Source organism: Christiangramia pacifica (assembly GCF_057221535.1).
In genome coordinates this window covers 1,131,657-1,158,651 of the sequence record NZ_CM170146.1, presented here as the reverse complement: position 1 = coordinate 1,158,651, position 26,995 = coordinate 1,131,657, and the positions used below count along the sequence as shown (strand labels likewise).

The following is a 26,995-nucleotide window of genomic DNA, read 5'->3' as shown; positions in this document are numbered from 1 at the left end:
TGCGAAAATAAGGATTTTTAACAAAAGATGATATTAATCTACAGTAAAATACGTGTGTTATTAATCTTAAGAAAAAACTTAAAAAGCTGAGAATTAATCGCTTTTCATCTAAAGCCTTTAAAAATTATAGGAAAGCGCAATGATGAGATTACGCCCTGCTGCTGCAATTCCGGAAGAATAAGTACGGTAACGCTGATCGGTAATATTTTCAATAGAAACGGTGGCCAGCCAGTTAGTATTCAATTTATATTGCCCTGTTAAATTCAGGGTGTACCAAGCAGGTGAATACGGATTACCATTTTCATCCAGCGCATATAAATAGGCCTTATCCTGCTCTCCAGGCGCAAGGTCTTCAAAATCGAATTGACCGTTATACTCTGCGAAAAGATCAAATTTCAGCCTTCTTTTATTCCATATCAAATGGGTATTCCCAAACATTGGTGCAGCATGTCTCAAAGGCACGTAGTCTCCACCCTCGTTTTCTTCTCCTTTGGTATAGCTGAATTCTGAGTTAAGCCTCAGCGCTACCGAAAAATCCACTTCCAATCCGGCTTCAATTCCATACGCATAAGCATTGGCGGCATTCTGAATTGCCTGGACTCTACTCGGTTCTCCCTGGTAATCTATTTCCGTGACACCGTCCAGATCAAAATCGCGACGAACCATCGCATCGTTCAGATAAGTATAAAATCCGGTAAGCCCTAAACGAATATTGTCAGATAAATTAAAATCGGCGCCTAATTCTCCATTGTAGGCATATTCAGGTTTAAGACCCGGGTTTGGAACCACTACTGAACCAGGCTCAGAATCGAAAATCTTACCTATATCATCAATATTGGGAGCTCTAAAGGCAGTTGAAAATCCTAATCTCCAGCCTACGAAATCATTCATTCTCCAGTTAAGACCTAACGTTCCAGTTAGTGCTCCAGTGCTGATATCTGCTTCTTCAAATGGAAAATCATAAAAACGATCATCAAATGTAGCATCTACCAGGATATGATTGTATCGTAAACCTGATTGCAAAGAAAAATCCTCGGCCAATTTCCATTGGTAACTGGTATAGATCGCCATAGACTGCCAATTGGAATCATCTGGATACCTACTTGCAGTTTCCCCGGTTTCCGAAGTTTCAATGTTTCTGAAACTACCTATAGAATTAATGTTATTCAGCACATATTCTGCCCCATAAAATAATTTGCTATTGGAAAAATTCTTTTCAAAATCAATGTTAGCTGAATAAGCATCTACATTATCTTCCGTAGAAAATAGAACGGGATCACCAAAATTCCTGTCATTCCGGCTTTCAGCAAAATACTGGTAAGCTCCTGTAAACTGAAATTTATCGTAAAATTCAGATTTACTACGATGGTTAATGTTCAGGTTACCCAAAAACCATGTCTGCGGACCATAATACCACTCAGCTGATCGTAAAACCCCGTCGCGTTTTCTGTAAAGCCTGTCATATCTGGGAAAATCTGAAGTATTTGAGTAAAGAAGTCCCAGATTAAAATCCCAGTCTTTGACCGGCATATACTTGATCTTCTGCAATACGTTGATCTGGTTATAACCGGTTGGCTTTTGAACCAATGGATCTTCATTGGGTAGCATCACATCAATCCCATTCTGCCTCTCCGCGTAATCGGTTCTTAAATAATCATCAGGACCATGCTCACCCATTCTAAGATCTCCAAAATCTGAATACGTGATGCCTGTTTTAAATGCCCAGTTCTCTCTCCCAATATTCAAATCTGCATGAACTGTATTCTCATTATTTGCGGTTGAAAACCTCGTATATATATTTCCGGAAAATGAAGTTTCCCCGGTAAAACTGAAATCAGGTTTCAGCGTATAAAAGTTAATCACTCCACCTATGGCGTCGCTTCCATATACTACCGAACCCGGACCCAGAATCACCTCAGCGCTTTCAACCAGCATCGGGTCTACAGAAATTACATTCTGAAGATTCCCACTTCTGAAAATTGCAGAATTCATACGAACACCATCTACGGTTAACAATAGTCGGTTGGTAGCAAATCCTCTGATCATAGGACTTCCACCTCCAAGTTGGCTTTTCTGCATATAAACCTGACCGGTACTTTCCAGCAGATCGGCAGAAGTTTGCGGACTTGCCAATTCAATTTCTGATGGTGATATACTGATGATCTTTTGCGGAATTTCATCTTTATTTAGCTTAAACCGGGCTACAGAAAGTGTAACCTGGTCCAGCTGATTTTCCAGCGATTTTAGCAGTACAATATTATCATTCGACTGAATTTCTCTTTTACGGCGGAAAGCTTCTACGTGAGAAACGGCCTTGAAAATGATAACTTCTGTATCCTCAAAATCAGAAATATCTGCCTTGCCATCAATATTGGTCACAGTAGAAACTGATTTATCCTGGTTGAAGACAGCTACATTCACAACCGGCTCACCGCTATCAGCATCCAGAACCGTAATTTCCTGGGCTGTGGCAACTGAAAAAATGAAAAAGAAAAGAGAAAATAAACTTAATCGCATCTAACCGAAAATTTCATTTAAGACACTAAGTGACTTTGGTTTACGAAACCCTTCAATATGTAATTCGTAATATAAAAGCAGCATATTCAGAAAGTCATTTCGCGAGGATTGGTTTAGCTTAATATTTTGAAGGGTATCAAAATCGGTACCCAAAAGGCTTTTCAACAAATCTACATTATTACCTCCAATGCAATAATCGTTCGTGGGAATTTCTTGAAAAACACCATCCAGTAAATTGAATATCGGTAGATCCTCCATCCCTGTCTCCGGCTGAAAACCTAAATACCTGGTTAGATTCAGAAGAAATAAAAGGTGAAAATTGGCAATCTTGTCTAAAGTATCCAAGACCTGGAAACTATACTCCAAATAATGAAAAAGTGGTTCGTTACTTTCTTCCTCTCTTATTGCATTCCGAAGCATTTCCGCAAGAAACATGGTCATCGCCTGTTTTACGGGATGGGTATGAAGACTTTGATAATTCCCGGTTACTTTCGCCTCTCTTAAATATTCCATTTTGCCACTTCCGCGGTGGTTCGCTACAATATCCAGTTGAGTAAGGCTCTGAAACATCGATGCTTTGAATTTACCCTTCCTGGATTTTAAAACTCCCTTCAGCATATAAGTACAGAGCCCGTCTGAAAGTGTGTAAGCTTTAACGATAAGATCGGCTTCACCGTATTTCAGAGCACTAATGATAATAGCCTTGGTATGAACAAGCATCATGAAATATTTGCCGTGAATTTATAAAAAAAGCCGCTTTTTCAAGCGGCTCTGTATATTTAAGTAGTGTACGAAATTAAACAACTCCCTGGGCCAGCATGGCATCAGCCACCTTAACAAAACCAGCAATATTTGCTCCTTTTACGTAATCTACGTAACCGTCTTTTTCTGTACCATACTCCACACATTTTTCATGAATATCGTTCATGATCTCGTGAAGTTTCTTGTCTACCTCTTCTGAAGTCCAGCTATATCTCATAGAGTTCTGAGACATTTCAAGACCTGAAGTCGCTACACCTCCAGCATTAGAAGCTTTTCCTGGAGAGAATAAAATTTTCTCTTTATGGAAAACCTCGATAGCTTCAGGAGTACATGGCATGTTTGCTCCTTCACCAACACAAATACATCCGTTTTTCACCAATGTTTTTGCATCATTTTCTTCAAGTTCATTCTGAGTTGCACACGGAAGGGCTACATCGCACTTGATTCCCCAAGGTGTTTTTCCTTCATGATATTCAGCAGAAGAATATTTATCTACATACTCACTAATTCTTCCTCTCTTCACATTTTTAAGTTCCATGATGAACTGAAGTTTATCAGCATCGATTCCATCTTGATCATAAATGAATCCTCCAGAATCTGACATGGTCACCACTTTTGCTCCAAGCTGAGTTGCTTTTTCAGCAGCGTATTGAGCTACATTTCCTGCTCCCGAAATAACCACGGTTTTACCTTCGATGTTCTCACCTTTGGTTTTTAGCATGTTCTGAGTAAAATATACGTTTCCGTATCCTGTAGCCTCAGGTCTTATAAGAGACCCTCCGTAAGAAAGTCCTTTTCCGGTTAAAATTCCGGTGAACTCATTCTGAATTCTTTTGTACTGACCAAAAAGGTATCCGATCTCTCTTCCACCAACTCCAATATCCCCAGCAGGAACATCAAGATCTGCCCCAATATGTCTTTGAAGTTCTGTCATAAAACTCTGGCAGAATTTCATCACCTCATTATCAGACTTTCCTTTAGGATCAAAATCTGACCCTCCTTTACCTCCACCCATTGGAAGGGTAGTAAGGCTATTTTTAAATACCTGCTCAAAAGCAAGAAATTTAAGTATACTCAAGTTTACAGATGGGTGAAAACGCAAACCTCCCTTATACGGTCCAATTGCCGAATTCATTTGAATACGGAAACCACGGTTCACCTGAATATCACCATTATCATCTAACCAAGGCACTCTAAACATCACCACTCTTTCAGGCTCTACCATTCGCTCGAGAAGCATCTTGTTCTGGTACTTTTTATTTTTTTCTATAAAAGGAATTACCGTTTCTGCCACCTCGTGAACCGCTTGCATAAATTCTGGCTCGTTCTGGTTTCTGGTTGACACCTTTTCCAGGAAATTTTTGATGTTTTTTTCCATAATGATGGGCGCTATTATTAAATTATAAATTTTATGTCCAAATAGTGAAGCAAATATAAATATTCTTTAACGATTAAAAGTTTCATTCTATCATTTGATATAAAATTAACTTTTAACTTTCCAAGCCTTTGTAATACTAAGTTTAATTAAATTTTCGTTATTGTAGTTTTGCTATATTTGCCATTACTGCAAGCCAACTCAGATGTTTAAAACCAGGGCATTCTTAATAGTAAGTATGATTTTCTCGCTTTGGTCGGGGATTGCTCACGGTCAATTGCGTATATCCAACGAATTAGGATTGATCACCGGCCCCGCCGGTTTTTTTACAGACTATGGAGAACGTTACAACCTGCGGAACAATCTTGATAACGAAGGTTTTGGAGTAGGACTGGTTCACTACATGAACTTTGCATTCAAACCTGAATGTAGTTGCCGCCCCACCAAATTATGGTTTACAAGACATTTCCGCATTAGAAATGAAATAGATTATTTACAATCCAATTTAGATCATTATGGACCGGTTGCCCAGAAAAATACGGAAGGCGGAAGGCAACTAAGAGCCATGCATGGTAAAACTCAGTTGATACAAGCGGGAGTTTCCTTGGAATACCATCTCTTCGGAATAAAAGAAGCCCGGGATTTCGCCGTTCTTTTCGCTCCTTATATTAGCCTGGGAGTACATTATGTTCATTATCGCCCTGATGCATATTCTGAATTAGGACCTTTAAATAGCCCAAAAGTTTTATTCCCGACCTTTGAAGACGGACTTTTCCTTGAAGAAGGTAGTACCTTTGCAATTTTGGGAAGCGGCGGATTACGCTACCGATTGGGAAGATTTAATGATTTGCAGATAGAGGCACGAGCCATGTATTACGACACCGATAAACTAGAAGGACTGGACGTCCAGGGGCCACAGAACAAATTTAATGATTTCGTACTCTGGTTTAATATTGGCTATATCTACTACCTCGACTTCTAAAATTTGAGTGCTGAGGAATTGATTATTTTTCCGCCTCTCTCAAGAATATCCTGTTTTGCGTTTTTAAAAGCGTCATCGCTCAATGCCCGTGTTCCATCCTCGATCAGGGTTGCCGAAAAGCCTTCACCCAATGCATCCAAAATTGAAAACTTTACACAATATTCTGCAGCTAGACCCACGAAATAAAGCTCATTGGCCTTCTTTTCTTTCAGATATCCTGAAAGCCCGGTAGACTTCAAGTTTGCATTGTCATAAAATCCGCTATAGCTATCAATAGAGATATCAGTTCCTTTTCTAAAAATACCTTCAATCTTACCAGTTTTTAGGTCAGGATGAAATTCAGCTCCCCTGGTATTTCGAATACAATGTTCCGGCCATAAGACCTGTTGAATACCGTTGAGATCTAACACTTCAAACTCTTTTGCGTTTTTATGTGTAGTAGCGAAACTAGCATGCTTTTCCGGATGCCAGTCCTGTGTTGCGATGACCAAATCAAATTTTTCCTGTAACTCATTTATTAGCGGAACAATTTTGTCCCCTTCCGGAACCGCAAGTGCTCCTCCCGGCATAAAATCATTCTGAACATCTATTATAACAAGCGTTTTCATTTTAATTTTTCTTTGGAAGATCGTATTAATTTTTCTCGTTCATCTCTTAAAAGTTCACTGATCCCGATCTTATAAATGTGCGGATTGTTGAAGCGTTTATATTCTATAGGCAGTTCAGACAACCTGGTAATACTATATTCAGATATCTCTTTCAGGCTTCTCTTTTCAATCAGGATTTCTCCATTTTCCATCACTTTCTGCAATAGTGCTTCCTGCTGAAATTTATCCACATTCATGGATTTATAGGGCTCGAAGGGATGAAACATTTCTTCTACTACATTTTGATGATAGAGACCAATAGCGTCTGCTCCAATACATTTTCCATTTTCATCCTTCATTCTGAAAACCTGCTTTTTATGCGGAAGCGTTACTTTAAAAATACTTTCAGAAATTTTTATTCTCGGTTTCCCATTGGAAAAGGCAAGTTTATAAACTCCGTCCAAGGCTCCATCGGGATCACCCGTAACCAGGTTTGTTCCCACTCCAAAAATATCGATTGGAGCCTGCTGTTCCAGCAAACTTTTGATTACATATTCGTCAAGCTGGTTTGAAGCTGCTATCTGAACATAATCCAGACCCGCTTCATCCAGTAACTTTCGGCTTTCCTTAGCGAAGTAGGAAAGGTCTCCACTGTCCAGACGAATGGCTAGCAATCTCTCTCCTCTGGACTGCATTTCTTTAGCAATCTTAATCGCATTTGGAACACCGCTTTTTAAAGTATTATAGGTATCTACAAGCAGAACACAATTTTCAGGTCTGCCCTTGGCAAAATCCCTAAAAGCTTCCAGTTCATTATCATAACTCTGAATAAAGGAATGCGCCATCGTTCCCGAGACAGGAATATTGAAATTTTTTGCTGCGATCACGTTACTGGTACCGTCAAAACCTCCAATAATTGCGGCACGTGTCGCAAAATAACCTCCGGTAGCTTGTGCCCTACGCAAACCAAAATCGAGCAATTTCGCATCGCCAGCAACCAATCTTATCCTGCTCGCCTTTGTAGCAATTAAGGTTTGAAAATTCAATAGATTCAGCAGGACGGTTTCGATGATCTGAGCTTCGATAATATTCGCTTCGACCTGTAAGATTGGCCGGGTTGGAAAAACAATATCTCCTTCAGCAACAGAATATATCTTGCCTTTGAATCTGAAATCCTTAAGATATTTTAAAAAATCGTCTTCAAATCCCTGGGATTTCAAAAATTCAAGATCGCTTCCATTAAATCTCAAATTAGAGATCACTTCCAAAAGATCTTCCAGGCCAGCAAAAACCGCATAACCGCCGTTAAATGGCAGTTTCCTGAAATAATAATCGAATATCGCGGTGTGATCCTTCTGACCTTTTTTGAAGTAAACCTGGGCCATTGCCAACTGATACTGGTCTGTATAAGTTGCAGAGAAGTTATTCATGAATTTAGGATTTGGTTAGTCAGCGTTTATATCCTCCAATTTGTTCAGATACAACTGAAGGTCTTCCTCACTGAATAACACAAATTTAATCTTTTTGAGATGTTCGATTCCCGGCAATTCTCCTAAAACTGTATTAAAAACTACCTCTACCGCCTTATCAGGTGGATAACCAAAAATACCGGTGGAAATTGCTGGAAAGCCAATAGATTTCAATTCTTTTTCCTCCGCCAATCGAAGGCTATTTCGGTAACAAGCTGCCAGTAGATCTCTTTCCAGCTCATCCTGTATATAAACAGGTCCCAGGCAATGGATAACATAATCGTTTGGTAAATTGTATGCTTTCGTAATTACCGCTTTACCGGGTTTTATTGGCGCTTTAGGCTTACACGCTTCATAGAGCTCGGGGCCGGCAGCTTTGTGAATTGCTCCAGCCACTCCTCCACCAGGTGCTAGTTCAGCATTTGCGGCATTCACCACCGCATCCAGATCTGGCTGATTTGCAATATCCCCTTTTTCAACTTCCAGTTCAATATCATGTAATTGCTTCTTCATCCTATTTTTTAATGGATAAATTACAAAAATTCATGCATAAAACTGGAATTAGATTTACCTAGCTTAATTTTCCCGGTCGTCTGAAATGGAGATCTGATAGGTTCCATTTTCAGATGGTAACAGTTTAGCGCTCTGAAGTTCTATCGTATTCCCGTCCTGAACCCATGGAATTTCGTCGGAAGAACTCTCAGCATCATATCCAGTGAACCAGGCGAAATCAATATCCTGGTAATAAGAAGTGATCCTCAACTTGTAAATCTCACCTTTTTTGTCCCATTCAATAAGAAAATCACTATCATTTGGAATGGGCTCTGCAGTTTCTGGATCACCACTATCTGAAATGTAAATGGTTTCCATATCGCCTGGCTTGAACCATAAATAGGTATTATTCCATTTGTCTCCATAAGTATCCGGATTTACCATCTCGATAGGGTTACAGCTGGTAAAGCCAGATAAAATAGTTGCTACGATAAAAAATTTAAAAATACGGCTCGATAATAAGCCACTAAAGAATGTTGGGGTAGTCGTGTATTTTGGGAATACACTTTTCAATAATGTCATATAAATGTTTCGATTCAGTAGGTAAAATCGAAGCAGAATTTTGGGGTGCCGGCAAAATATATTTATTCCTACAGGTGATAAAAGTGTTTTACGGAACTAACAATTATTTAACGCCTTTCTAAATATTCTATCTTTTAACTCCCAAAATAGCCGATTAAAGACATTTGAAAATATGGTTTTCCGTAAGTAAATATATCCTTAGTATTTTGATTGAGAATTTTCGTTCAGATAAATAAAAAAGCCACCTTAAAGGTGGCTTGGGTTTATTCAAGTTTAAATACCTATACTTTCTTATAACTTGAGTTATACTCTTCCATTAAATTCATAATGGCTTTCATCAGATCCTTAGTCTCTACGAGAAGATTGAAATATAAGGTAGTATTCTTCGGGCTGCTTTCCTCGGTTCTGGTTCTAGCAACCTGCTTTTCGATCTTTTCTGAAATATTATTCAGTAACTCTTCCTTTGTAGCAACTATAGCACTGATCTCCTCAAATTTCTTCTCAGTAAAGATTCTGTCTATCTTTCTGAAAAGCTCACTTAGCGTATCATCGACTTCCTTAAGATCTGTGATCTGGTTGTAACGCAAAGGTTTGTGATTGTTATTCACGTGCTTATAACTCTTTTTAGAGATATATTCCAGCGACTGAGCAATATCAGTTAAATAACCAAGAATCGTAATATAGAAACTACTACCACGCACACTGGTTTCATCCAGGCTTTTGATGAAGAAGAAAATATGATCTCGAAGATCTTCAATTTCAGCCTCCAGTTTAGCCACTCCTTTTTTGCTCTTCTTCAGTTTCTTTTTATCCTGTTTAGACAAACCGGTAAATACATCTGAAAAGATCTTGTTGGATCTTGAAACTACGTTTGAAATATTATCAGCACTCTCCAGGATTATACCCTGAACAGTTTTGCTTTCAGATTTCTTAAGTCCAGATTTATCAGCTTTTTCAATAGATTTATTCTTATGAGAAATATAGTTTCTCACTAGAAGTCCTATAGCTGCCAATAAAAGAATGGCGATTGCAGGACCTTTTCCTAAGAAAATGATATAAGTTAAAATTCCCGCGGCAGTAAATGCACTGAAGGCTGTAAAGAACCATCCTCCAATTACATTCAATACTCCGGCAACCCTGTAAACCGCACTTTCTCTACCCCAGGCTTTATCTGCCAGGGAAGTACCCATTGCCACCATAAAGGTCACATAAGTGGTTGACAATGGTAATTTATAAGACGTCGCGATCGAGATAAGAACACCGGCCACGGTAAGATTTATTGATGCCCTGATCATGTCAAAAGCTGGCTGTTCTTCCGCTTTATCTCCAACCAGAATTTCATCTGGTTTCTCAAAGCTTCTGCTAATTGCCTTTCTAGTTCCTGAAGGCATAATCGTTTTAAGTCCGTCTGCTAATTTGGTACTACCAGCAACGACCGCTCTGGATAGAATATTCGGATTAAATTTTTCACTTCCATGACCCTGTCTGGAAAGACCGATTTCTGTTTCTGCAACGCTTCTGGCCTTTTTAGAGAACCATAAGGTAAGCACCATTATCCCTCCAGAAATGAAAAGTAGAATTGGTTCAGCAGGAACTTTCTCTCTTAGAACTTCCATCGAAAATGCTGACGCCGCCTGTCCAGATGCTGCCCATGCCTCATAGGAATGATAGGCTGCCATAGGAACACCAATAAAGTTCACCAGGTCGTTTCCAGAAAATGCCAGTGCTAAACCAAAAGTACCGATGGCGATCACGATAATAAGAATGCTCCTCTTGAAAATTTTCATGAACAACCATGAGAAGAGTGTCCAGAAAACAAAACTTACCAGAACTACTGTGATCCACTGGCTGGCAAGTACATCTTTAAAATTATCGTAATACGGAGTTCCTTTCAGTCCTTTGAAAAAGATAAAATATCCAATTGCTGTAAGGCAAATTCCGCCGAAAATAGCTCCGAAATTCCTGATCTTCTTTTCATATTCAAATGAAAATACCAGCCTTGAAAGCCACTGTACCAGTGCACCAATAGTAAAAGCAATTACCACCGAAAGGAATATTCCGGAAATAATTTCTGTTGCCTTATCAGTGTTTATATAACCGGCAATATCTGCAATGGTTTGAGAATCTGAAGCACTAACCTTGATAAGTGCCATCACCACCGCAGCTCCAAGTAACTCAAATACAATGGAAACCGTTGTAGAGGTTGGCATCCCGAGCGTGTTAAAGAAATCGAGCAGGAGTATGTCTGTAATCATGACGGCCATGAATATGATCATGATCTCGTCAAAATAGAATTGCCCCGGCATGAAAATACCTTTACGGGCAACTTCCATCATTCCACTTGAAAATACTGCTCCAAAGAAAATCCCCAAACTGGCAACGATCATGATCGTTTTAAAGGAAATAGCTTTAGACCCGATAGCTGAATTCAGGAAATTTACGGCATCGTTACTTACTCCAACCACCAGATCGGCGATGGCAAGAACCACTAACGCTACCAACATCAACAAATAAATATTTTCCATTTTTAACTTTTTAAAAAGCGGTGCAAGTATCCAATGATTTTAGGGATTTACTGTTACCAAATTGTTATTTTTTAGAAGTGAAAATCGAAACCTGCCCGAAATTCAATTCTGTCTTTTAAATTATCTATTTCACTGTAAGTGAGATCTGCCTGAACTTTTAATTTGTGACCCACAATATATTTAGATACTCCAAGTGTATATTCATCCTGATCCAGATAATTGGTGAATTCATCAAAATCATTAGTAGAATACCTGGCGGCAATCTCGTAATTATTATCAAATAAATAACCTGACTGAATATTAAATGCTTTTCCCACAGCAACTACATAATCCGGAGAATTAGAAATGCCCTCGCGAATTACCAGCGCCTCATCTGCCTCCCTATTCGCATATTCCGCCAGCATAGACCAACCCTGATATTTGAAAACGGCATCCAGGAAAAAAGTTGTAATATCTGTCTGGAAAAGACTTCCATCTTCAAGAATCATATAATTACCAAGATTACTTCTGGTTTTTACCGCATTATCATTAAAATCGTATACGGCTCCCAGCATTAATTTTGGGGTAGCTTCTCTTTCGAGATCAGCTTCTATATAATCTCCTTTTTTAGTAAATTCTCCGAAAGGAAGGAGTTCCAGTCTCCCGGTATATTGTAATCCACCCAAATTGCCAACGGTTACATTTCTACCCTCTCCCTGAGAAAGAGCCAGTTTTTCCTTGATGACAATCGAATTCCCTATATTGCTCTTATGATGAAGTTGCAAACCGATATCACGATCTATATTGAACCTACTGTTTAAAATAGAGCGATCTATGAACTGAAGGTTTGCAGAAGAAACTACACGCTCCACATTTCCGGGCAATTTTGTTTGTCCCGCCCAGAGTTCAAAATTTTCATAGAACCTCCATTTTATTACTGCATCCAGAATATATCTTGGAGTATTCCGATTAAATTCAGAAGCACCGGAAATATCATTATTAGACAGTCCCAATTCAATTTTATATTTCAATTTTGGAGTTAGCGCCCAGCCCTCAAATTTTAACCTTGCTCTCCTGATTAAAAATGCTTGTTGGGGATCGTCATAATTCTCACCATTATGATTCCAACTAGTCTGAGCTCTAAATTGAATTCTAGGAGCAAATTTTACATAAAAAGAACTGTCCTTGGCAGTGAAGTTGATCAATCCATTACCAAATTTGGTATCGCTGATCTCCTGAGACTGTAAACTGAAGAATGTAAAAACACACAGAAAAAGTGTGCAGATAGCATATTTCATTTAAATCGTATTAAAGTTTTTGTCGCCGGCAAAGAAACAATTCCAAGGTTAACTAAATGTTTCCTAACAGTTAAGGAATAAGTTTTTTACAATTTAGGAAAATAAAAAAAGGCCACCTGAAAAGGCAGCCCTACACACTAAATGTATATAGTCGACAAAAACTTTAACGATTTGAAGTGTGTTTCTGTAAGAACACAAATAAAACTGTCAAGTTTAACCTTATTGTCAAGGGTATATTAAATTAAAATTAATAATGAAGATCGAGCTAGGATCAATTGAGAAGAATACATAAACAAAAAAGCCGTTCAGATTGAACGGCTTTTGTTGCTCCTCCTCTTGGGCTCGAACCAAGGACCCTCTGATTAACAGTCAGATGCTCTAACCAACTGAGCTAAGGAGGAATGTTTTGCTTTGAAAGCGGTTGCAAATATAAATCAAATTTTAAATGCTGTCAAAAGATTTTTTCGATTTTTTTCGAAGAATTTTTAGTTGAATTTGAATCTTACGGATAGTCAATAATTTAGAGAAATGGCTTCATTAAAAAAATCGGAATTTATTTTCTAAAAAAGAAAAAAGCAGCCCGGTAAGGCTGCTTTCAATTTTATAAACTAAGATGATTATTCAAATAGCCATCTGTAGATATCGTTCCCGTTGGCATAAAGCACCAGTGCTATCAGAATAAAGAATCCAACCATTTGGGCTACTTCCATAAATTTATCGTTTGGTTTTCTTCCTGTAACCATTTCATACAATAGGAACATTACGTGTCCGCCGTCTAGCGCCGGAATAGGTAAAATGTTCATGAATGCCAGGATGATTGAAAGCAATGCCGTGGTATTCCAGAATCCATACCAGTTCCAGGCATCAGGGAAAAGCCCGCCAATCGCTCCGAAACCACCTAATTGAGATGCTCCCTTTTTAGTAAATACATATTTAAATTGATAAACATAATCCCTCAGCGTCCAGTAACCATAATCAAATCCTTTGCTTATACTTTCAGTGAATCCATATTCTTTACGCTTAATGTCGAATTCGTAATTTTTGATAAAGCCTATCTTTCCTTCTTCATCCGGAGTGATCTTGGTACTTTTGATTTCGCCATCTCTTTCGTAAACCAGTTCTACTTCTTCGTTTTTACTTTCGGTAGTCACCGGGGCGATCTCATGCCAGTATCCAATTTCTTTATCATTGATAGAAATGATCTTGTCATTTTTCTTTAATCCGGCTTTTTCCGCAGCCAGACCGGTCTGGATCGAATCTAATACCGGCGCCTGAATTGGCACAAATGGTTGCATCACTCCCTGTTGAAACATCTGAATACCTATCTCATCAGGAATTGTAATTGTTTCTTCAGAACCATCTTTATGGATCACTTTAATATTCTGAACATCTCTCATAAAAAGATGCTTATTGATATCCAGGCTATTCTCGAACTCCTTTCCGTTCACTTCAAGAATTCTATCACCATCTTCAAAACCATATTCTTTAAAGGAATCAACCACGGCAAAACCTTCCGGCATATCGTCTGGACCAACGTAAGCGGTTCCCCAGACGAACATGATCATCATATAAATAAGAAATCCAAGCACGAGGTTCACGGTAACCCCTCCAAGCATGATAATAAGCCTTTGCCAGGCCGGCTTGCTTCTGAATTCCCATTCTTTAGGTGGTTCAGCCATTTGCTCCTTATCCATACTTTCATCGATCATACCAGATATTTTTACATATCCTCCCAAAGGCAACCAACCAATACCATAAACCGTATCCCCTATTTTCTTCTTGAACAAGGCAAACTTCACATCAAAGAACAGGAAGAATTTCTCTACTCTGGTCTTGAAAAGTTTTGCCGGAACAAAGTGACCTAATTCGTGAAGAACGATCAAAAAGGAAAGGCTTAATATTAATTGTATGGCTTTTACTAAAAATGGATCCATCAGCTAACTTCAAATTTAAAATCGCACAAAAGTAAGTTTTTAAAAGCTCCTACAAAAGTTTAAGTTTCAAGTGATTTCTTCCTCAGAAAAATTTAAGCGGAAGAATTCGACTAATTAGCCCGCAGGCCATAACTTTGCAGAAATTTTGAACTTATGCTTAAGTTTTTTGCTCGTTACAAAACCTTTGCCATAGTTTTCCTGATTCTCTCGGCGATCATCGTCTATATAATTTATACGCTGAAAGTGCCTGATGAGAGGCTTCCAATTTATCAGCCTGATATGGTAAATGCAGAGCTCGTAGATTCTACCGTTCAATATGTAAGAAAATATCATAAGATCGCCGATTTTAAACTTGTAAATCAAAATGGCGATACCATTACGGAAGATTTTTATAAGGACAAGATCTATATTGCCGATTTCTTTTTCACCACCTGTCTAACCATTTGCCCTGTAATGACAGATCATATGATCAAGATCCAGGAAAAAATCAAAGATGATGAGAATGTTCTTCTTTTATCCCACACGGTTTTTCCAGTGGCCGATAGTGTCCCAGTTCTAAAGAAATATGCGGCAGAAAAAGGAGTTATAGATGAAAAATGGAATCTGGTAACCGGTGATAAAAAAGAGATCTATGACCTCGCCCGGAAATCTTATCTCGCCACAAAATCTACCGGTGACGGAGGTCCTTATGATATGATCCACACAGAAAATTTCGTTCTTGTAGATAAGAACAGGCAAATTCGTGGTTTTTACGATGGGACAGATCCTGAGGCCATAGAAACTCTTATGCACGACCTTAAAGTGCTGAAGTCTGAATTTGCTCAATAATTTCCGTCTTTAACTTTTGTATTGGTCTAAATTCCATTACTTTTGCCTTGTTTAAAATCAATCTAAATAAAAAGTGAAGGTGACGGTTGCTAATTTAAAAAGAGGCCAGCGCGGAATAATCAAGGAATTCTCCGCAGATATGGTACCTCTAAAGCTTCTTGAAATGGGTTGCCTTCCCGGGAACGAAGTAGAGCTGGTTCTAACTGCGCCCTTTCATGACCCCATGTACCTGAACATAAATGGCAGTCACCTGGCGATTCGAAAAGAAACCGCTTTACTAATAGAAATTGAATTAATAGGCTAATATGGGTAAGCAAATTAATGTTGCTTTAATTGGAAATCCCAATACCGGTAAAACATCTGTATTCAACCAGCTAACAGGCCTGAACCAGAAAGTAGGGAACTATCCTGGGATAACGGTTGAAAAAAAGGAAGGAATCTGTAAACTTCCCCGAGGCCTTAAGGCTCATATTCTTGATCTTCCCGGTACTTATAGCTTAAACGCATCCTCTTTTGATGAAAATGTAGTCATCGAACTACTTCTGAATAAAAATGATAAGGATTTCCCTGATGTTGCTGTTGTGGTAAGTGATGTGGAAAATCTTAAAAGAAATCTACTTCTTTTCACACAAATAAAAGACCTTGGAATTCCTACGATCCTGGTAGTAAATATGGCAGACCGGATGGATCGGAAAGGGATTTCTCTGGATATTGAATTGCTGGAAGAAAGACTGAAAACCAAAATTGCGTTGGTTAGTGCCCGCAAACGAATGGGTATTGACTACTTGAAAGAGCTAATCATCAATTACAGGCATATTCCCGTGGAACCATGCGTAAATGCTTCTGTAATAGATCCGGAATACTTCGGAAACCTGAGAAAAGCGTTCCCAAATCAGTCGCTTTACAAGCTATGGCTGGTGATTACGCAGGATGTGAATTTTGGAAATGTGAACCGCGGTGAATTGAAAAATAACTCAGATTTCAATACAAAATCCATCAGCGACCTGAAACGACTGCAGCAAAAAGAAACCATTTTGAGGTACCAGTTCATTAATGGAGTGCTTCGGGAAACTATGGTCGTAGATAAAAATGCCGCGACAGATCTAAGGTCAAGACTAGACCGTATTCTTACGCATAAAGTCTGGGGTTATTTCATTTTCTTCGGAATTTTATTATTGATATTTCAGGCGATATACAGCTGGTCCAGTTATCCCATGGACATGATAGATGCGGCCTTCGCTTCTTTAAGTGAATGGACGAAAAACACTTTCCCGGATGGTTCATTTACCAACCTGATCGCAGAAGGAATTATACCCGGACTTGGTGGAATCGTAATATTTATTCCACAGATCGCATTTTTATTCCTATTCATTTCCATTCTTGAAGAATCCGGTTATATGAGTCGGGTGGTATTCTTAATGGACCGGATTATGCGGCGTTTCGGGTTAAGTGGAAAAAGTGTTGTGCCCTTGGTATCTGGAACTGCTTGCGCTATACCTGCGGTTATGGCCACAAGAAATATTGAACATTGGAAAGAGCGATTAATAACCATTCTAGTAGTTCCCTTCACCACCTGTTCGGCAAGACTACCGGTATATCTTATAATTATCGCGCTGGTGATCCCCGATAGAACATTTATAGGACTCAACTTGCAGGGAATCACCCTGATGATCTTATACATGCTCGGTTTTGGAATGGCAATATTCTCGGCGTGGATCCTAAACCGGATTTTAAAGACAAAATCGAAAAGTTATTTTGTGATCGAAATGCCGAACTATAAATTGCCCATGATCAAAAATGTGGCTATCAATGTAGTGGAAAAAACCAAATCTTTCGTGTTTGGAGCGGGTAAGATCATCTTAGCAATTTCAGTGATATTATGGGTTCTGGCGAGTTACGGACCCGGTGAAAATTTTGAAAATGCCGAAGAGATCGTGACTTCTAAATATTCTTCAGAAAACATGGTTCCGCAGGAAGATCTGGATGAAGAGATCGCTTCTTTCAGACTAAAGAATTCATATATCGGGATCATGGGAAGAGGAATCGAGCCTGTAGTTGCTCCCCTGGGATATGACTGGAAAATCGGTATTGCCATCATCAGTTCTTTTGCCGCAAGGGAAGTATTTGTGGGAACTCTTGCTACTATTTATAGTGTAGGAAGTGATGAAGAAGAAACAATTAAAAATAGAATGGCAGCCGAAACCAATCCCGTTCTCGGCGGACCATTGTTCACTTTTGCCAGTGGTGTGAGTTTATTGCTTTTTTATGCGTTTGCCTTACAATGTATGAGTACGCTGGCGATAGTTAAGAAAGAGACCAATACCTGGAAATGGCCAATTTTACAATTGGTGATCATGAGTGGGTTTGCCTATTTAGTGGCCCTTATAGCATTTCAATTATTAAATTAGTAAGGTCAAAAAAAATAAAACGACTTAAAAGCCATGGAACTTTTACAAGAAATACTGGTTTTCGTAACATTTCTCTTTGCTACAGGCTACCTTATCACAAAATTTGTGTGGAAACCAGCATTTTTAGGTGGTAAAAAGAAATCCGGTTCCTGTGGAGTTTCAGATTGCGGCTGCGGAGATTAGATTAGATCTAATTCAGCTTTTCTGCAACCTGCAGATTTAGACTATATTCTTCCGGAGCGATCTTACTTCTTCCTTCCGGATATGGAGACACCAGAACACTATTTATCTTCAAATTTTCAGAATCAAAGAACTCGCTCAAAGAAATTGCAGCATTAGTAATAATCTCATTCTGTCCTTTCGATAGATTTGTCCCGGCAATGATCTTTTCACCTACAAATTTTCCATTCTCATAAAGTTCAACCAAAACAGTTACTTCACCAGCCCAGATGCAGGTTATTCCGTTTCCTTTTGGACACCTTGAATCTGAAACGACTTTTTTGAATTTTATCTCTTTATCTCCCAAATTCATGCTATCTCCAAGACAAAGTAATTGATCGTGGAAATTATATTTCGGCGTATCAGGATCTTGTGCAATCGTAAATACTGAATGAAACAGAACAAAGAAAAATATTGAAATCTTCATAGGCTTTTCTATAAAGACGACAAAATCAGCTCAATGTTGCAAAAGCTTAACCAAGACCAACATCAAGGGTCATCATGATCATAAAACCACCGATGAATCCCATGGTAGAAATATCAGTAAAATTCCCCTGTTGAGCTTCGGGCACCACTTCTTCTACCACTACAAATATCATTGCACCTGCGGCGAAGCATAGTGCATAAGGCAATATAGGCTCGAAAGTTAATACAGCCCATGCTCCAAGTACTGCTGCAATAGGCTCTACAATTGCAGACATCTGCCCGTAATTAAAACTTTTCCACCTACTCAATCCCTGTCTTCGCAAAGGCATGGCTACGGCAAATCCTTCTGGAAAATTCTGTAAACCTATTCCAATAGCCAAAGCTACGGCACCACCTATACTCGCTCCTTCAAAACCTGCAGCAACTCCGCCAAAAAGCACTCCCACCGCAAGTCCTTCCGGGATATTATGCAAAGTAATAGCGAGGGTTAATAATATAGATTTATGCCAGGGAGTTTTAATTCCTTCAGATTCGCTCATTTTAAAGTTAACATGTAAATGAGGAAGAATTTTATCCAGTGCAAAAATGAATAAGGCTCCCAATCCGAAGCCTACTACTGCCGGCACCACTTTTTGAAATCCTTCTCCCGGACTCATTTCAATTCCCGGTGCCAGCAAACTCCAGAAGCTCGCTGCTACCATTACACCACCGGTAAATCCAAGCATTCCATCAAAAAACGCGCGATTCATGCCTTTGAAAAGAAATACCAGAGATGCACCTAAAGCGGTAAGTCCCCAGGTAAAAAGTGTGGCCAGGAAAGCAGCATACACAGGATCTATAGATTCAAAGAATTCAATTATAGCGTTCATTCTATATCGTTTTTATAAATAGGTTAGTTGATATCTGGTTTGATATCCTTAATTCATTTCCATTCATTTTGATCAGCATTGATTGATCAAAATCTTCCTTCTCTACTATTTTAATTTCCTTACCAAGCGAAATCTTATTCTTATCCAGGTACTGAAGAAATTCTGCAGAGGAGTCTTTTACGCCAACACATAGGCCCGTCTCTCCCTTTTCCAATTCAGAAAGTAGAAGCCGGTTTGCGACGCTGAAATTTCCTTTCGCATCTGGAATTGGATCTCCATGAGGATCTCTTTTAGGAAATTCAAGAAATTTATCCAGTTCATTCGTAAGCTTTTCAGATTTAATATGCTCCAATTGCTCGGCAACTTCGTGAACCTCATCCCAGTTAAAACCTAGTTTTTCCACAAGGAAAACTTCCCATAATCTATGTTTCCTTATAACTTCAATTGCTGCGCTTCTTCCCGCCTCACTAAGTTTCACACCCTGATATTTCCTATAATTAACCAGATCTTTATCTGAAAGTCTTTTGATCATATCGGTGACAGAAGACGCTTTGGTTTGCATTTCTTCCGCAAGTGCGTTAGTACTCACTCCGCTTTTATATGCTGTTTCCAGGTGAAAAATGGCTTTCAGATAGTTTTCTTCGGATAAGCTGAACATGAATTAAATTTTAATCAGGTCAAAAATACATTTTTTAATTGATAAATCAATTTTTTAGACAAGTCTAAAACTTTTTTATACTTTTGCTTAAAATAATTTTAAATGAAGCTATTAGCTGGAATCGTATTGAGCCTAATTTTTTCAGCAGCGAATGCGCAAAAGATTGAAATAAAAGGAGATGTGACTGATGGTGACAGACCAATCCCGTTCGCTAATATCTTTATTTCTGGAACTAACATTGGTGCAAGCGCCAATACAGAAGGTGAATTTTCCCTAGAATTAGAAAATAAACAAGTAGAACTAACAATCCAAGCAATAGGATTTAAAACCAGAAAAGTTCAGATCAACCCAGAAAAATATATAGATAAGCAACTTCATATCAATTTAGATGAAGATGCATTAGGACTCGACCAGGTGGTCATAAGCGCGACCAGAAATAGGATCGACCTGAAAGAAGCTCCGGTAATTGTAAATGTCCTGAATTCGAAATTATTCAATGCCACACAATCAATATCTGTCGCTGAAACCTTGAATTTTCAACCGGGTGTTAGAGTAGAAACCAATTGCCAGAATTGTGGATTTACCCAGGTTAGACTGAATGGACTGGACGGAAGTTATACCCAGGTTTTGATCAATAGTCGGTCAGTTTTTAGTGCGCTGAACAGTGTTTACGGTCTTGAACAGATTCCTACTTCCATTCTGGACCGGGTGGAAGTTGTTCGAAGTGGCGGTTCCGCTTTATTTGGCTCCAATGCGATTGCTGGCACTATCAATATCATTACCAAAGAGCCTGTACTAAATTCCTGGAATATCAACAACAATATTTCATTTATAGAAGGCAAAATTCCAGACCGTAGTCTCAATATTGCAGGTTCTCTAGTAGCTGAAGACCTGAACAGCGGGATTACTATTTATGGGATGAACAGGGACAGATCATCTTACGATGCGAATGGAGATGGTTTTACTGAAATTACTGAGCTCACAAATAATACACTTGGGGCAAAGGCATTTCTGAAACCTTCAGAATTGAGTAAACTTACTTTAGATATCACCACTCTAAAAGAATACAGGCGTGGTGGTGACAGGCTGGATCTTGCACCTCATCTTACTGATATCACCGAGCAGTTAGATCACAACACATTTATTGGCGGACTAACCTATGAATTTTCCAACAGGGATATGCGGAATAACTTTTCAGCTTATATCTCTGGGCAACATACAGATCGGGAAAGTTTTTACGGCGGTCTTGGTGGAGGAAGAACTGCGCAGGATAGCATCACCGCTTCAAATGCTTATGGAAACACCAGTGATTTAGCAATGCTTGGAGGATTTCAGTTTACCCGTAATTTTAAGAATAAAGATGTATTAACCACAGGAATTGAATATAATCATAGCAATACCGAAGATGATATCAGAGGGTATCAGAGGTTTATAGATCAGGAAGTAAATTCTTATGCTGCTTTTGGGCAATATGAATGGAAACCGTCAGAGAAATTTACAGCATTGGTAGGTGCCCGGCTTGATCATATTTCTGTATCCGGAAATTACTCAGTCGGAGATATTCAACGAGAATCTAAAATAGATCAGACAGTCTTGAGTCCGCGCTTAACGCTTCTGTATGATATCACGGAAGAATTACAGTTTCGTGGAGGGTATGCCAGAGGATTCAGAGCTCCGCAAGCATTTAATGAAGATCTTCATATTTCGTCAGTGGGAGGAGAACCGCAGTTTGTTATTCTATCAAATGATTTGAAAACTGAATATTCTAATGCCTATACAGCTTCTTTAAATTATTCAAAAAGCATTATTAAGCTACAAACCGATTTTCTGCTGGAAGGTTTTTATACTGAACTAAAAGATCCTTTTACCACGGTTAGCACAGGTGCAAGTCTTCCTAATGGTTCAATTTTAAAGGAAGTAAGAAATGGAAGTGGCGCATACGTCAAAGGGACAAATTTTGAAATCGGCGTTTCGCCATCATCAGATCTTACTTTTCAATTGGGAGGAACTTACCAGCAATCTATTTATAAAGAAGATCAGATTCTATTTGAAGCTAGCGTGGGTTCGCCATCAGAAGAAGATATTATCATTAGCGAATTTGTAAGGAATCCAGATTTTTACGGCTATCTAAACGTAAATACTTCTCCTTTTGAAGATTTTGCCCTGGACCTTACCGGCACTTATACGGGTAGAATGACCATCCCCAAGGTGATTAACTCCAACGGATTTCTGGAGCTTAGAGAATCTCCTGCTTTCTGGGACATGAATATTAAATTGAGTCAGCATATAGACATTACAGAGAATTTTCATATCAATCTAAGTACGGGAGTTCAAAATGTGTTCGATGCATATCAGGATGATTTTGATTCCGGCCCTACACGGGATTCAGATTACATCTATGGACCATCAAGGCCCCGTACTTTTTTCTTCGGAATTAAATTTGGAAACCTGCATAACTAGGAAAATGAAGATGAAAAGAATCATTCTAATATGTACTTTCTTCAGCTTACAGTTGATAAGTGCTCAACAGCAAAAGATCAACTGGATAGGATTTGAAGCGTTGGATGAAGCCTTGAAAACCGAAATTAAACCTGTTGTGATCTATTTTTATACAGACTGGTGCGCATATTGCAAAAAAATGGATCGGAATGCATTTAGAAATTCTGAAGTGGTTTCAAAACTGAACCAGGATTTCTACGCGGTTAAAATGAACGCAGAATCTACAGGTAGAATTGAATTTGAAGGGCAGGTCTTTCAGAATGAACAGGCTAAAACTCAAAGGAACGGTATTCATCAAATTCCGTTGCTTCTGGCCGGTCGTAAAGAAAAACCAATAACTTTTCCAGTAGTGCTGGTTTTGGATAAAAATTTTAGAGTGCTAAGAAAAAGTCACGAATACCTTACTACAGAAAATATGAAGGCATTGATAAGAGGCTAGTAAACGGTCATTTTCCTGACCACGGGTTTTTTCTCTACTAGTCTTGGTTGGAAGGCCTCCCGGTTTATATCGGGGGGCTGTTCTTTTACATCCCTCGCTCTTTCTGGATTTGCTCGTAAGCTTCCTGAACTTTGGTAAACTTCTCCTGAGCTCCTTTACGATAAGCTTCATCCATATGGCCCAGTTTATCAGGATGATACTTTTTGGCCATTTTCCGGTAAGCTTTTTTCACTTCCGCATCGCTGGCAGATTTATCGATCTCAAGAATAGTATAAGCTGAATCGGTATTCTTGAAGAACATAGCCTTGATACTTTCAAAATCCCTTCTTCCAACCTGCAAATATCCGGCAATATCGCTAATCACATTAGCTTCAGCTTCACTTACAAGACCATCAGCTTTTGCGATTCCGAATAAAAAATGAATGATCTGAAGCCTTGTGGGGTATTTAGTTCTAGCAGCAAGATACCTGGCGATATTAGATGCCGAAACCTGCCTGTTCTTAACCACTTCATTGAAAGTCCTGAAAGTAGCATTCGCCCGCTCTTTTCCGTAGGCCTGGATAAAATAAGATCTTACATAATCCAATTCCTGCTGGGAAACGTTCCCATCAGCTTTAATTACAATAGAACTTAGGGATAGAAGATTCAGCTCAAAATCGCCTGGAGAAACACTTTGTTTCCTTTCACCCATCATCGAATTAAAAATGCCCCCGGAAGACCGAATATAATTATCCAGCAACGAACCTATTATAAATCCAAGAATAGCACCGGGAAACCTGAAGTACATATATCCCAGAACTGCGGCAAGCCATTTGATCATCGGGCAATTTTCTTTAGCCGCTAAGATAACATTTTCAATATTTAATTGGTAATCCAGACCTATCAGTTATTGCAGGTAGTTATAAATTGAACCTATTAGCACATAATAATTTGAGATATGTTCACCTGAACTTAATTTGGTATCTTTGTGACTCACTAAAGTTTAATAAAAAGAAAATATATATGTATCCAGCAGATTTAGTAAAACCAATGAGAGAAGATCTTACCAGCATTGGTTTTCAGGAATTACACACTGTAGAAGATGTTGAAAAGGCGATGAAATTGGAGGGAACTACGTTAGTGGTTGTGAATTCAGTTTGTGGTTGTGCTGCAGCGAATGCACGTCCGGGAGCTAGATTATCTCTTCAGAACGCTAAGAAACCAGATAACCTGGTAACCGTATTTGCAGGTGTAGATAAAGAAGCTACAGAAAAAGCAAGAGATATGATGGTGCCATTTCCACCTTCATCTCCATCTATGGCACTTTTCAAGGATGGTGAATTAGTTCATATGTTAGAGCGTCATCATATTGAAGGACGTCCTGCAGATATGATCGCAGAAAACCTTATTGGAGCTTACAACGAATTCTGTTAGTCAGATCTTCACTATAAAACTAATAGGCTGGAAAAATTTTCCAGCCTTTTTTTGTATCTAAACGCAACGAATAGAAATTTTGAACATCTAAATAGCATGAAGAAATTTTTAGTTTTTTGCCTGTTATTAATTTTATTCAATTCCTGTTCTGAAAAGGGAATTGATTCCAGACAGGATTATGAAGAAGAATTGCGTGATCGTTTTCAGAAAATAGAAAATTTGATTGCGCAGGGTAAGTGTGAAAATCCTGAAGATTGCGATTCTATGCCTTTAGGTAATAAGCCTTGTGGTGGGCCCAGTTCTTATGTGATCTTTTCGGAATCTATAGATCGCGATAAACTTGGAGCTATGGTTGAGCAGTATACTGAGCTGGAAAAGGAATACAATGAAAAATTCGGTATCTCTTCAGATTGCTCGTTGGTAGGACCTCCGGAAAATATAGGATGCGTAAATAGTGAGTGCGCACGCATAATGAACGAATAGAATTTTCGGTCATTTTCTTTAAAAGGCTATTTTTGTACTTTTAAATCAAGATGAAAAAAATTTTATCCTACCCTCTTTCGGTACTTTTTTATTTTTTCTTTTTTCTGAACCTGCTGATCTTCCATCCTATTCAGTGGTTATGCCTTAAATTGGGCGGATACCAGGCTCATAAAAAAAGCGTGGATATTTTCAACTTTTTCCTAATGCGTTGCCTTAACATTCTTGGTACCAGCTTTACAGTTGAAAATGAATACGACATTCCGGTAAACAGAACCTGCATTTTCATATCCAATCACCAGGGAATGTATGACATTCCTCCTATTATCTGGTATTTTAGAAAACATCACCCGAAATTCGTGAGCAAAAAAGAACTTGGAAAAGGAATTCCCAGTATTTCCTTTAACCTGAGACATGGTGGCTCCGTTTTGATAGACCGAAAGAATCGAAGAGAATCACTGCTAAAAATGAGCCAGTTTGGTGATTATCTAAAGGAAACCAAACGTTCAGCCGTAATTTTTCCTGAAGGAACCCGAAGCAGAACAGGTGCTCCTAAGGAATTCAGAAAAAACGGGATGATGATGTTATTCAAGAAATTACCAGAAGCGCTTATTGTTCCTGTTACCATCAATAATTCCTGGAAGCTTTTCAAACATGGAAATTTCCCAATAGATCTCGGAGTTCACGTTCATCTCAAAACACATGAACCTATCGAAATAGGTTCAGAAGATCCTGAAGCGCTCGCTGCGAAAGTGGAAAGAATTATTACCGCAGATATCAAGTAAACCATTTTTATGCCTCAAAATTCGTTGATCAAAAACACTATCAAATTCGTAAAAAATACTCTTGAAGGAGCTGAAGGTGGTCATGACTGGTTTCATATAGAACGGGTTTTAAATAATTCACGTTTGATCGCAAGAGGTGAGAATGCCAATCTTGAGATTGTTGAATTGGGAGCCTTACTTCATGATATTGCAGATTCCAAATTTCACGGTGGTGATGAATCCGTTGGTCCAAAAGTGGCCTCAGATTTTTTAAGATCTCAGAATGTTTCTGAGGTAATTATAGAACATGTAGTCAAGATCATTGAAAATATCTCGTTTAAAGGCGGAAATACAGCTCAGAAATTCACTTCTGCAGAATTAGATATTGTACAGGACGCTGACAGGCTGGATGCTATTGGGGCCATTGGAATAGCGAGGGCATTTAATTACGGAGGTTTTAAAGGTAGAGGTCTTTACGATCCTGAAATTGAACCTAAAATGAATATGACCAAAGAGGAATATAAAACTTCAAAGGCGCCCACCATCAATCACTTTTATGAAAAGCTACTATTGTTAAAAGATAGGATGAACACAGAAACCGGCAGGAAGATCGCAGAAAAACGCCATGAATTCATGGAGTTATATCTCGAGCAATTCTATGCAGAGTGGACGGGAAAAAGATAGAGATTAAATCTTTTTCTGGCAGCTTGCGCAAAAATAAGTACTTCTCCCTCCAACTTTGATCATTTCTATTTCTCCTTTTCCATTGGGGCAATCTTCACCTGCATTTCTATGCGGCCTCAAGTAGCTATCTGGTATTTTAATTCCTTCCGTTTTGCTTTTGGTAACCGTATCCAAAATTTCTACCATTTTCTCAAACATTAGGGACAGGTTCTTTTTACTAAGATTTTCAGCTTTGGATTTTGGATGAATACCACTCTGGAATAACATTTCATCAACATATAGGTTTCCGAGTCCGGCGATAAATGACTGATCCATCAAAGCTGATTTTATCACTCCCTTTTTCTTTTCGAAAAGGTCCATAAAATCCTGTTCGGTGAGATCGGTGGCGTGTGGCCCTAGTTTTTGTTGTTTTCGAAATTGTTCCAGATTATCTGTTAGAAACAATTTTCCAAATTTTCGCGGACAGATGAACGACAATTTAGAGCCGTCCTCAAAACTTAAAGTAAGTTGAGCGTGTTTATGAAATTCATCATGATTGAAATAATCCATTTTTCCGGTCATCCCAAAATGAATTACCAGCATTCCCTTTTGCTTTAATTCAATTAGAAGATACTTCCCTATCTGGTAAGTTTCAGAAAACTCATTTTGCAAAAGCCTTTCTTTAAATTCCTTTTTTGGCGATTGAAAGATCTTATCTGCTCCTAGTTCAATATTAACGATCTTCTTGTGCATGCTAGTAGAATCAACATACATTTTCTGGTAGGCAACCTCTGGTAATTCAGGCATCTTTTTTTGTTTTTAAGATA

The 26,995-nt window shown here is 38.7% G+C and carries 26 protein-coding genes and 1 tRNA gene; 11 read left to right on the top strand and 16 right to left on the bottom strand.

All coding sequences use genetic code 11. The annotated features are described in order from the left end of the window. Positions 1-117 precede the first annotated feature (117 nt). The 3 genes from AC2S94_RS05440 to gdhA all read right to left on the bottom strand — a co-directional run bounded on the left by AC2S94_RS05440 (position 118) and on the right by gdhA (position 4,657). Positions 118-2,517: a TonB-dependent receptor gene (locus tag AC2S94_RS05440; RefSeq protein WP_484630497.1), complete on the bottom strand. Its 2,400-nt coding sequence runs from the start codon at positions 2,515-2,517 to the stop codon at positions 118-120. Next, positions 2,518-3,237 carry a DNA repair protein RecO gene (gene recO / locus AC2S94_RS05435; protein ID WP_484630899.1) on the bottom strand — a complete coding sequence of 240 codons (720 nt, stop codon included), beginning with the start codon at positions 3,235-3,237 and terminating at the stop codon, positions 2,518-2,520. It abuts the gene before it with no gap. A 76-nt stretch (positions 3,238-3,313) separates the two neighbouring features. Beyond that, positions 3,314-4,657, bottom strand: coding sequence for an NADP-specific glutamate dehydrogenase (gene gdhA / locus AC2S94_RS05430; protein ID WP_484630496.1), 1,344 nt, complete (start codon positions 4,655-4,657; stop codon positions 3,314-3,316). 202 nt (positions 4,658-4,859) lie between these two features. Between gdhA and AC2S94_RS05425 the strand changes: the two genes are divergently transcribed. Beyond that, a complete protein-coding gene (locus tag AC2S94_RS05425; RefSeq protein WP_484630495.1) occupies positions 4,860-5,636 on the top strand; it encodes a THC0290_0291 family protein in 777 nt (258 codons plus the stop codon). On the opposite strand, the gene pncA is transcribed toward AC2S94_RS05425, so the two are convergent. The 8 genes from pncA to rseP all read right to left on the bottom strand — a co-directional run bounded on the left by pncA (position 5,633) and on the right by rseP (position 14,502). Beyond that, a complete protein-coding gene (gene pncA / locus AC2S94_RS05420) occupies positions 5,633-6,244 on the bottom strand; it encodes a bifunctional nicotinamidase/pyrazinamidase (protein WP_484630494.1) in 612 nt (203 codons plus the stop codon). The genes AC2S94_RS05425 and pncA overlap by 4 nt on opposite strands. After that, complete coding sequence (locus AC2S94_RS05415) at positions 6,241-7,653, bottom strand: nicotinate phosphoribosyltransferase (RefSeq protein ID WP_484630493.1); 1,413 nt, start codon at positions 7,651-7,653, stop codon at positions 6,241-6,243. Before AC2S94_RS05415 ends, pncA begins: the two co-directional genes overlap by 4 nt. A gap of 15 nt (positions 7,654-7,668) precedes the next feature. Further along, positions 7,669-8,205 carry a macro domain-containing protein gene (locus AC2S94_RS05410; RefSeq protein WP_484630492.1) on the bottom strand — a complete coding sequence of 179 codons (537 nt, stop codon included), beginning with the start codon at positions 8,203-8,205 and terminating at the stop codon, positions 7,669-7,671. A 63-nt stretch (positions 8,206-8,268) separates the two neighbouring features. Further along, positions 8,269-8,766, bottom strand: a complete 498-nt coding sequence (locus tag AC2S94_RS05405) for a hypothetical protein (protein WP_484630491.1) — start codon at positions 8,764-8,766, stop codon at positions 8,269-8,271. A gap of 281 nt (positions 8,767-9,047) precedes the next feature. Next, positions 9,048-11,291 (bottom strand): anion permease, encoded by a 2,244-nt coding sequence (locus tag AC2S94_RS05400; protein ID WP_484630490.1) that lies wholly within the window; start codon positions 11,289-11,291, stop codon positions 9,048-9,050. Between the two features lie 71 nt (positions 11,292-11,362). Then, positions 11,363-12,568 (bottom strand): porin, encoded by a 1,206-nt coding sequence (locus AC2S94_RS05395; protein WP_484630489.1) that lies wholly within the window; start codon positions 12,566-12,568, stop codon positions 11,363-11,365. A 327-nt stretch (positions 12,569-12,895) separates the two neighbouring features. Further along, positions 12,896-12,969: transfer RNA gene (locus AC2S94_RS05390), tRNA-Asn, on the bottom strand. A 216-nt stretch (positions 12,970-13,185) separates the two neighbouring features. Then, positions 13,186-14,502: an RIP metalloprotease RseP gene (rseP, locus tag AC2S94_RS05385; protein WP_484630488.1), complete on the bottom strand. Its 1,317-nt coding sequence runs from the start codon at positions 14,500-14,502 to the stop codon at positions 13,186-13,188. A 153-nt stretch (positions 14,503-14,655) separates the two neighbouring features. On the opposite strand from rseP, the gene AC2S94_RS05380 reads away from it, so the two are divergent. The 4 genes from AC2S94_RS05380 to AC2S94_RS05365 all read left to right on the top strand — a co-directional run bounded on the left by AC2S94_RS05380 (position 14,656) and on the right by AC2S94_RS05365 (position 17,921). Continuing rightward, positions 14,656-15,330, top strand: coding sequence for an SCO family protein (locus AC2S94_RS05380; protein ID WP_484630487.1), 675 nt, complete (start codon positions 14,656-14,658; stop codon positions 15,328-15,330). A gap of 73 nt (positions 15,331-15,403) precedes the next feature. Beyond that, positions 15,404-15,634 carry a FeoA family protein gene (locus AC2S94_RS05375; protein WP_484630486.1) on the top strand — a complete coding sequence of 77 codons (231 nt, stop codon included), beginning with the start codon at positions 15,404-15,406 and terminating at the stop codon, positions 15,632-15,634. A gap of 1 nt (position 15,635) precedes the next feature. Continuing rightward, the gene (gene feoB, locus AC2S94_RS05370) at positions 15,636-17,738 is read left to right on the top strand and encodes a ferrous iron transport protein B (protein WP_484630485.1); all 2,103 of its coding nucleotides are present in this window, start codon (positions 15,636-15,638) and stop codon (positions 17,736-17,738) included. 33 nt (positions 17,739-17,771) lie between these two features. After that, positions 17,772-17,921, top strand: a complete 150-nt coding sequence (locus AC2S94_RS05365) for a FeoB-associated Cys-rich membrane protein (RefSeq protein WP_484630484.1) — start codon at positions 17,772-17,774, stop codon at positions 17,919-17,921. A gap of 7 nt (positions 17,922-17,928) precedes the next feature. On the opposite strand, the gene AC2S94_RS05360 is transcribed toward AC2S94_RS05365, so the two are convergent. From AC2S94_RS05360 to AC2S94_RS05350, 3 genes are read right to left on the bottom strand one after another with little or no spacing between them, the layout of a single operon-like run. Further along, positions 17,929-18,384 (bottom strand): hypothetical protein, encoded by a 456-nt coding sequence (locus AC2S94_RS05360; protein WP_484630483.1) that lies wholly within the window; start codon positions 18,382-18,384, stop codon positions 17,929-17,931. Between the two features lie 46 nt (positions 18,385-18,430). Then, complete coding sequence (locus AC2S94_RS05355) at positions 18,431-19,252, bottom strand: ZIP family metal transporter (protein ID WP_484630482.1); 822 nt, start codon at positions 19,250-19,252, stop codon at positions 18,431-18,433. Between the two features lies 1 nt (position 19,253). Further along, entirely contained in the window at positions 19,254-19,910 is a 657-nt protein-coding gene (locus AC2S94_RS05350; protein WP_484630481.1) for a metal-dependent transcriptional regulator, read from the bottom strand. A gap of 102 nt (positions 19,911-20,012) precedes the next feature. On the opposite strand from AC2S94_RS05350, the gene AC2S94_RS05345 reads away from it, so the two are divergent. Continuing rightward, positions 20,013-22,370, top strand: coding sequence for a TonB-dependent receptor (locus AC2S94_RS05345; RefSeq protein ID WP_484630480.1), 2,358 nt, complete (start codon positions 20,013-20,015; stop codon positions 22,368-22,370). Positions 22,371-22,380: 10 nt separating this feature from the next. Next, positions 22,381-22,848, top strand: coding sequence for a thioredoxin family protein (locus tag AC2S94_RS05340; RefSeq protein WP_484630479.1), 468 nt, complete (start codon positions 22,381-22,383; stop codon positions 22,846-22,848). Between the two features lie 85 nt (positions 22,849-22,933). Here AC2S94_RS05340 and AC2S94_RS05335 read toward each other — a convergent pair whose 3' ends face one another. Further along, a complete protein-coding gene (locus tag AC2S94_RS05335) occupies positions 22,934-23,668 on the bottom strand; it encodes a TerB family tellurite resistance protein (protein WP_484630478.1) in 735 nt (244 codons plus the stop codon). A 182-nt stretch (positions 23,669-23,850) separates the two neighbouring features. On the opposite strand from AC2S94_RS05335, the gene AC2S94_RS05330 reads away from it, so the two are divergent. The 4 genes from AC2S94_RS05330 (at position 23,851) to AC2S94_RS05315 (ending at position 26,189) form a co-directional block, all read left to right on the top strand. Continuing rightward, entirely contained in the window at positions 23,851-24,261 is a 411-nt protein-coding gene (locus AC2S94_RS05330) for a BrxA/BrxB family bacilliredoxin (protein WP_484630477.1), read from the top strand. A 96-nt stretch (positions 24,262-24,357) separates the two neighbouring features. Continuing rightward, positions 24,358-24,744, top strand: coding sequence for a hypothetical protein (locus tag AC2S94_RS05325; RefSeq protein ID WP_484630476.1), 387 nt, complete (start codon positions 24,358-24,360; stop codon positions 24,742-24,744). 50 nt (positions 24,745-24,794) lie between these two features. Continuing rightward, the gene (locus AC2S94_RS05320) at positions 24,795-25,526 is read left to right on the top strand and encodes a lysophospholipid acyltransferase family protein (RefSeq protein ID WP_484630475.1); all 732 of its coding nucleotides are present in this window, start codon (positions 24,795-24,797) and stop codon (positions 25,524-25,526) included. A 9-nt stretch (positions 25,527-25,535) separates the two neighbouring features. Next, the gene (locus AC2S94_RS05315; protein ID WP_484630474.1) at positions 25,536-26,189 is read left to right on the top strand and encodes an HD domain-containing protein; all 654 of its coding nucleotides are present in this window, start codon (positions 25,536-25,538) and stop codon (positions 26,187-26,189) included. A gap of 3 nt (positions 26,190-26,192) precedes the next feature. Here the strand turns inward: AC2S94_RS05315 and AC2S94_RS05310 are convergent, their stop codons facing one another. Continuing rightward, the gene (locus tag AC2S94_RS05310) at positions 26,193-26,975 is read right to left on the bottom strand and encodes a DNA-formamidopyrimidine glycosylase family protein (RefSeq protein ID WP_484630473.1); all 783 of its coding nucleotides are present in this window, start codon (positions 26,973-26,975) and stop codon (positions 26,193-26,195) included. Positions 26,976-26,995: the final 20 nt, after the last annotated feature.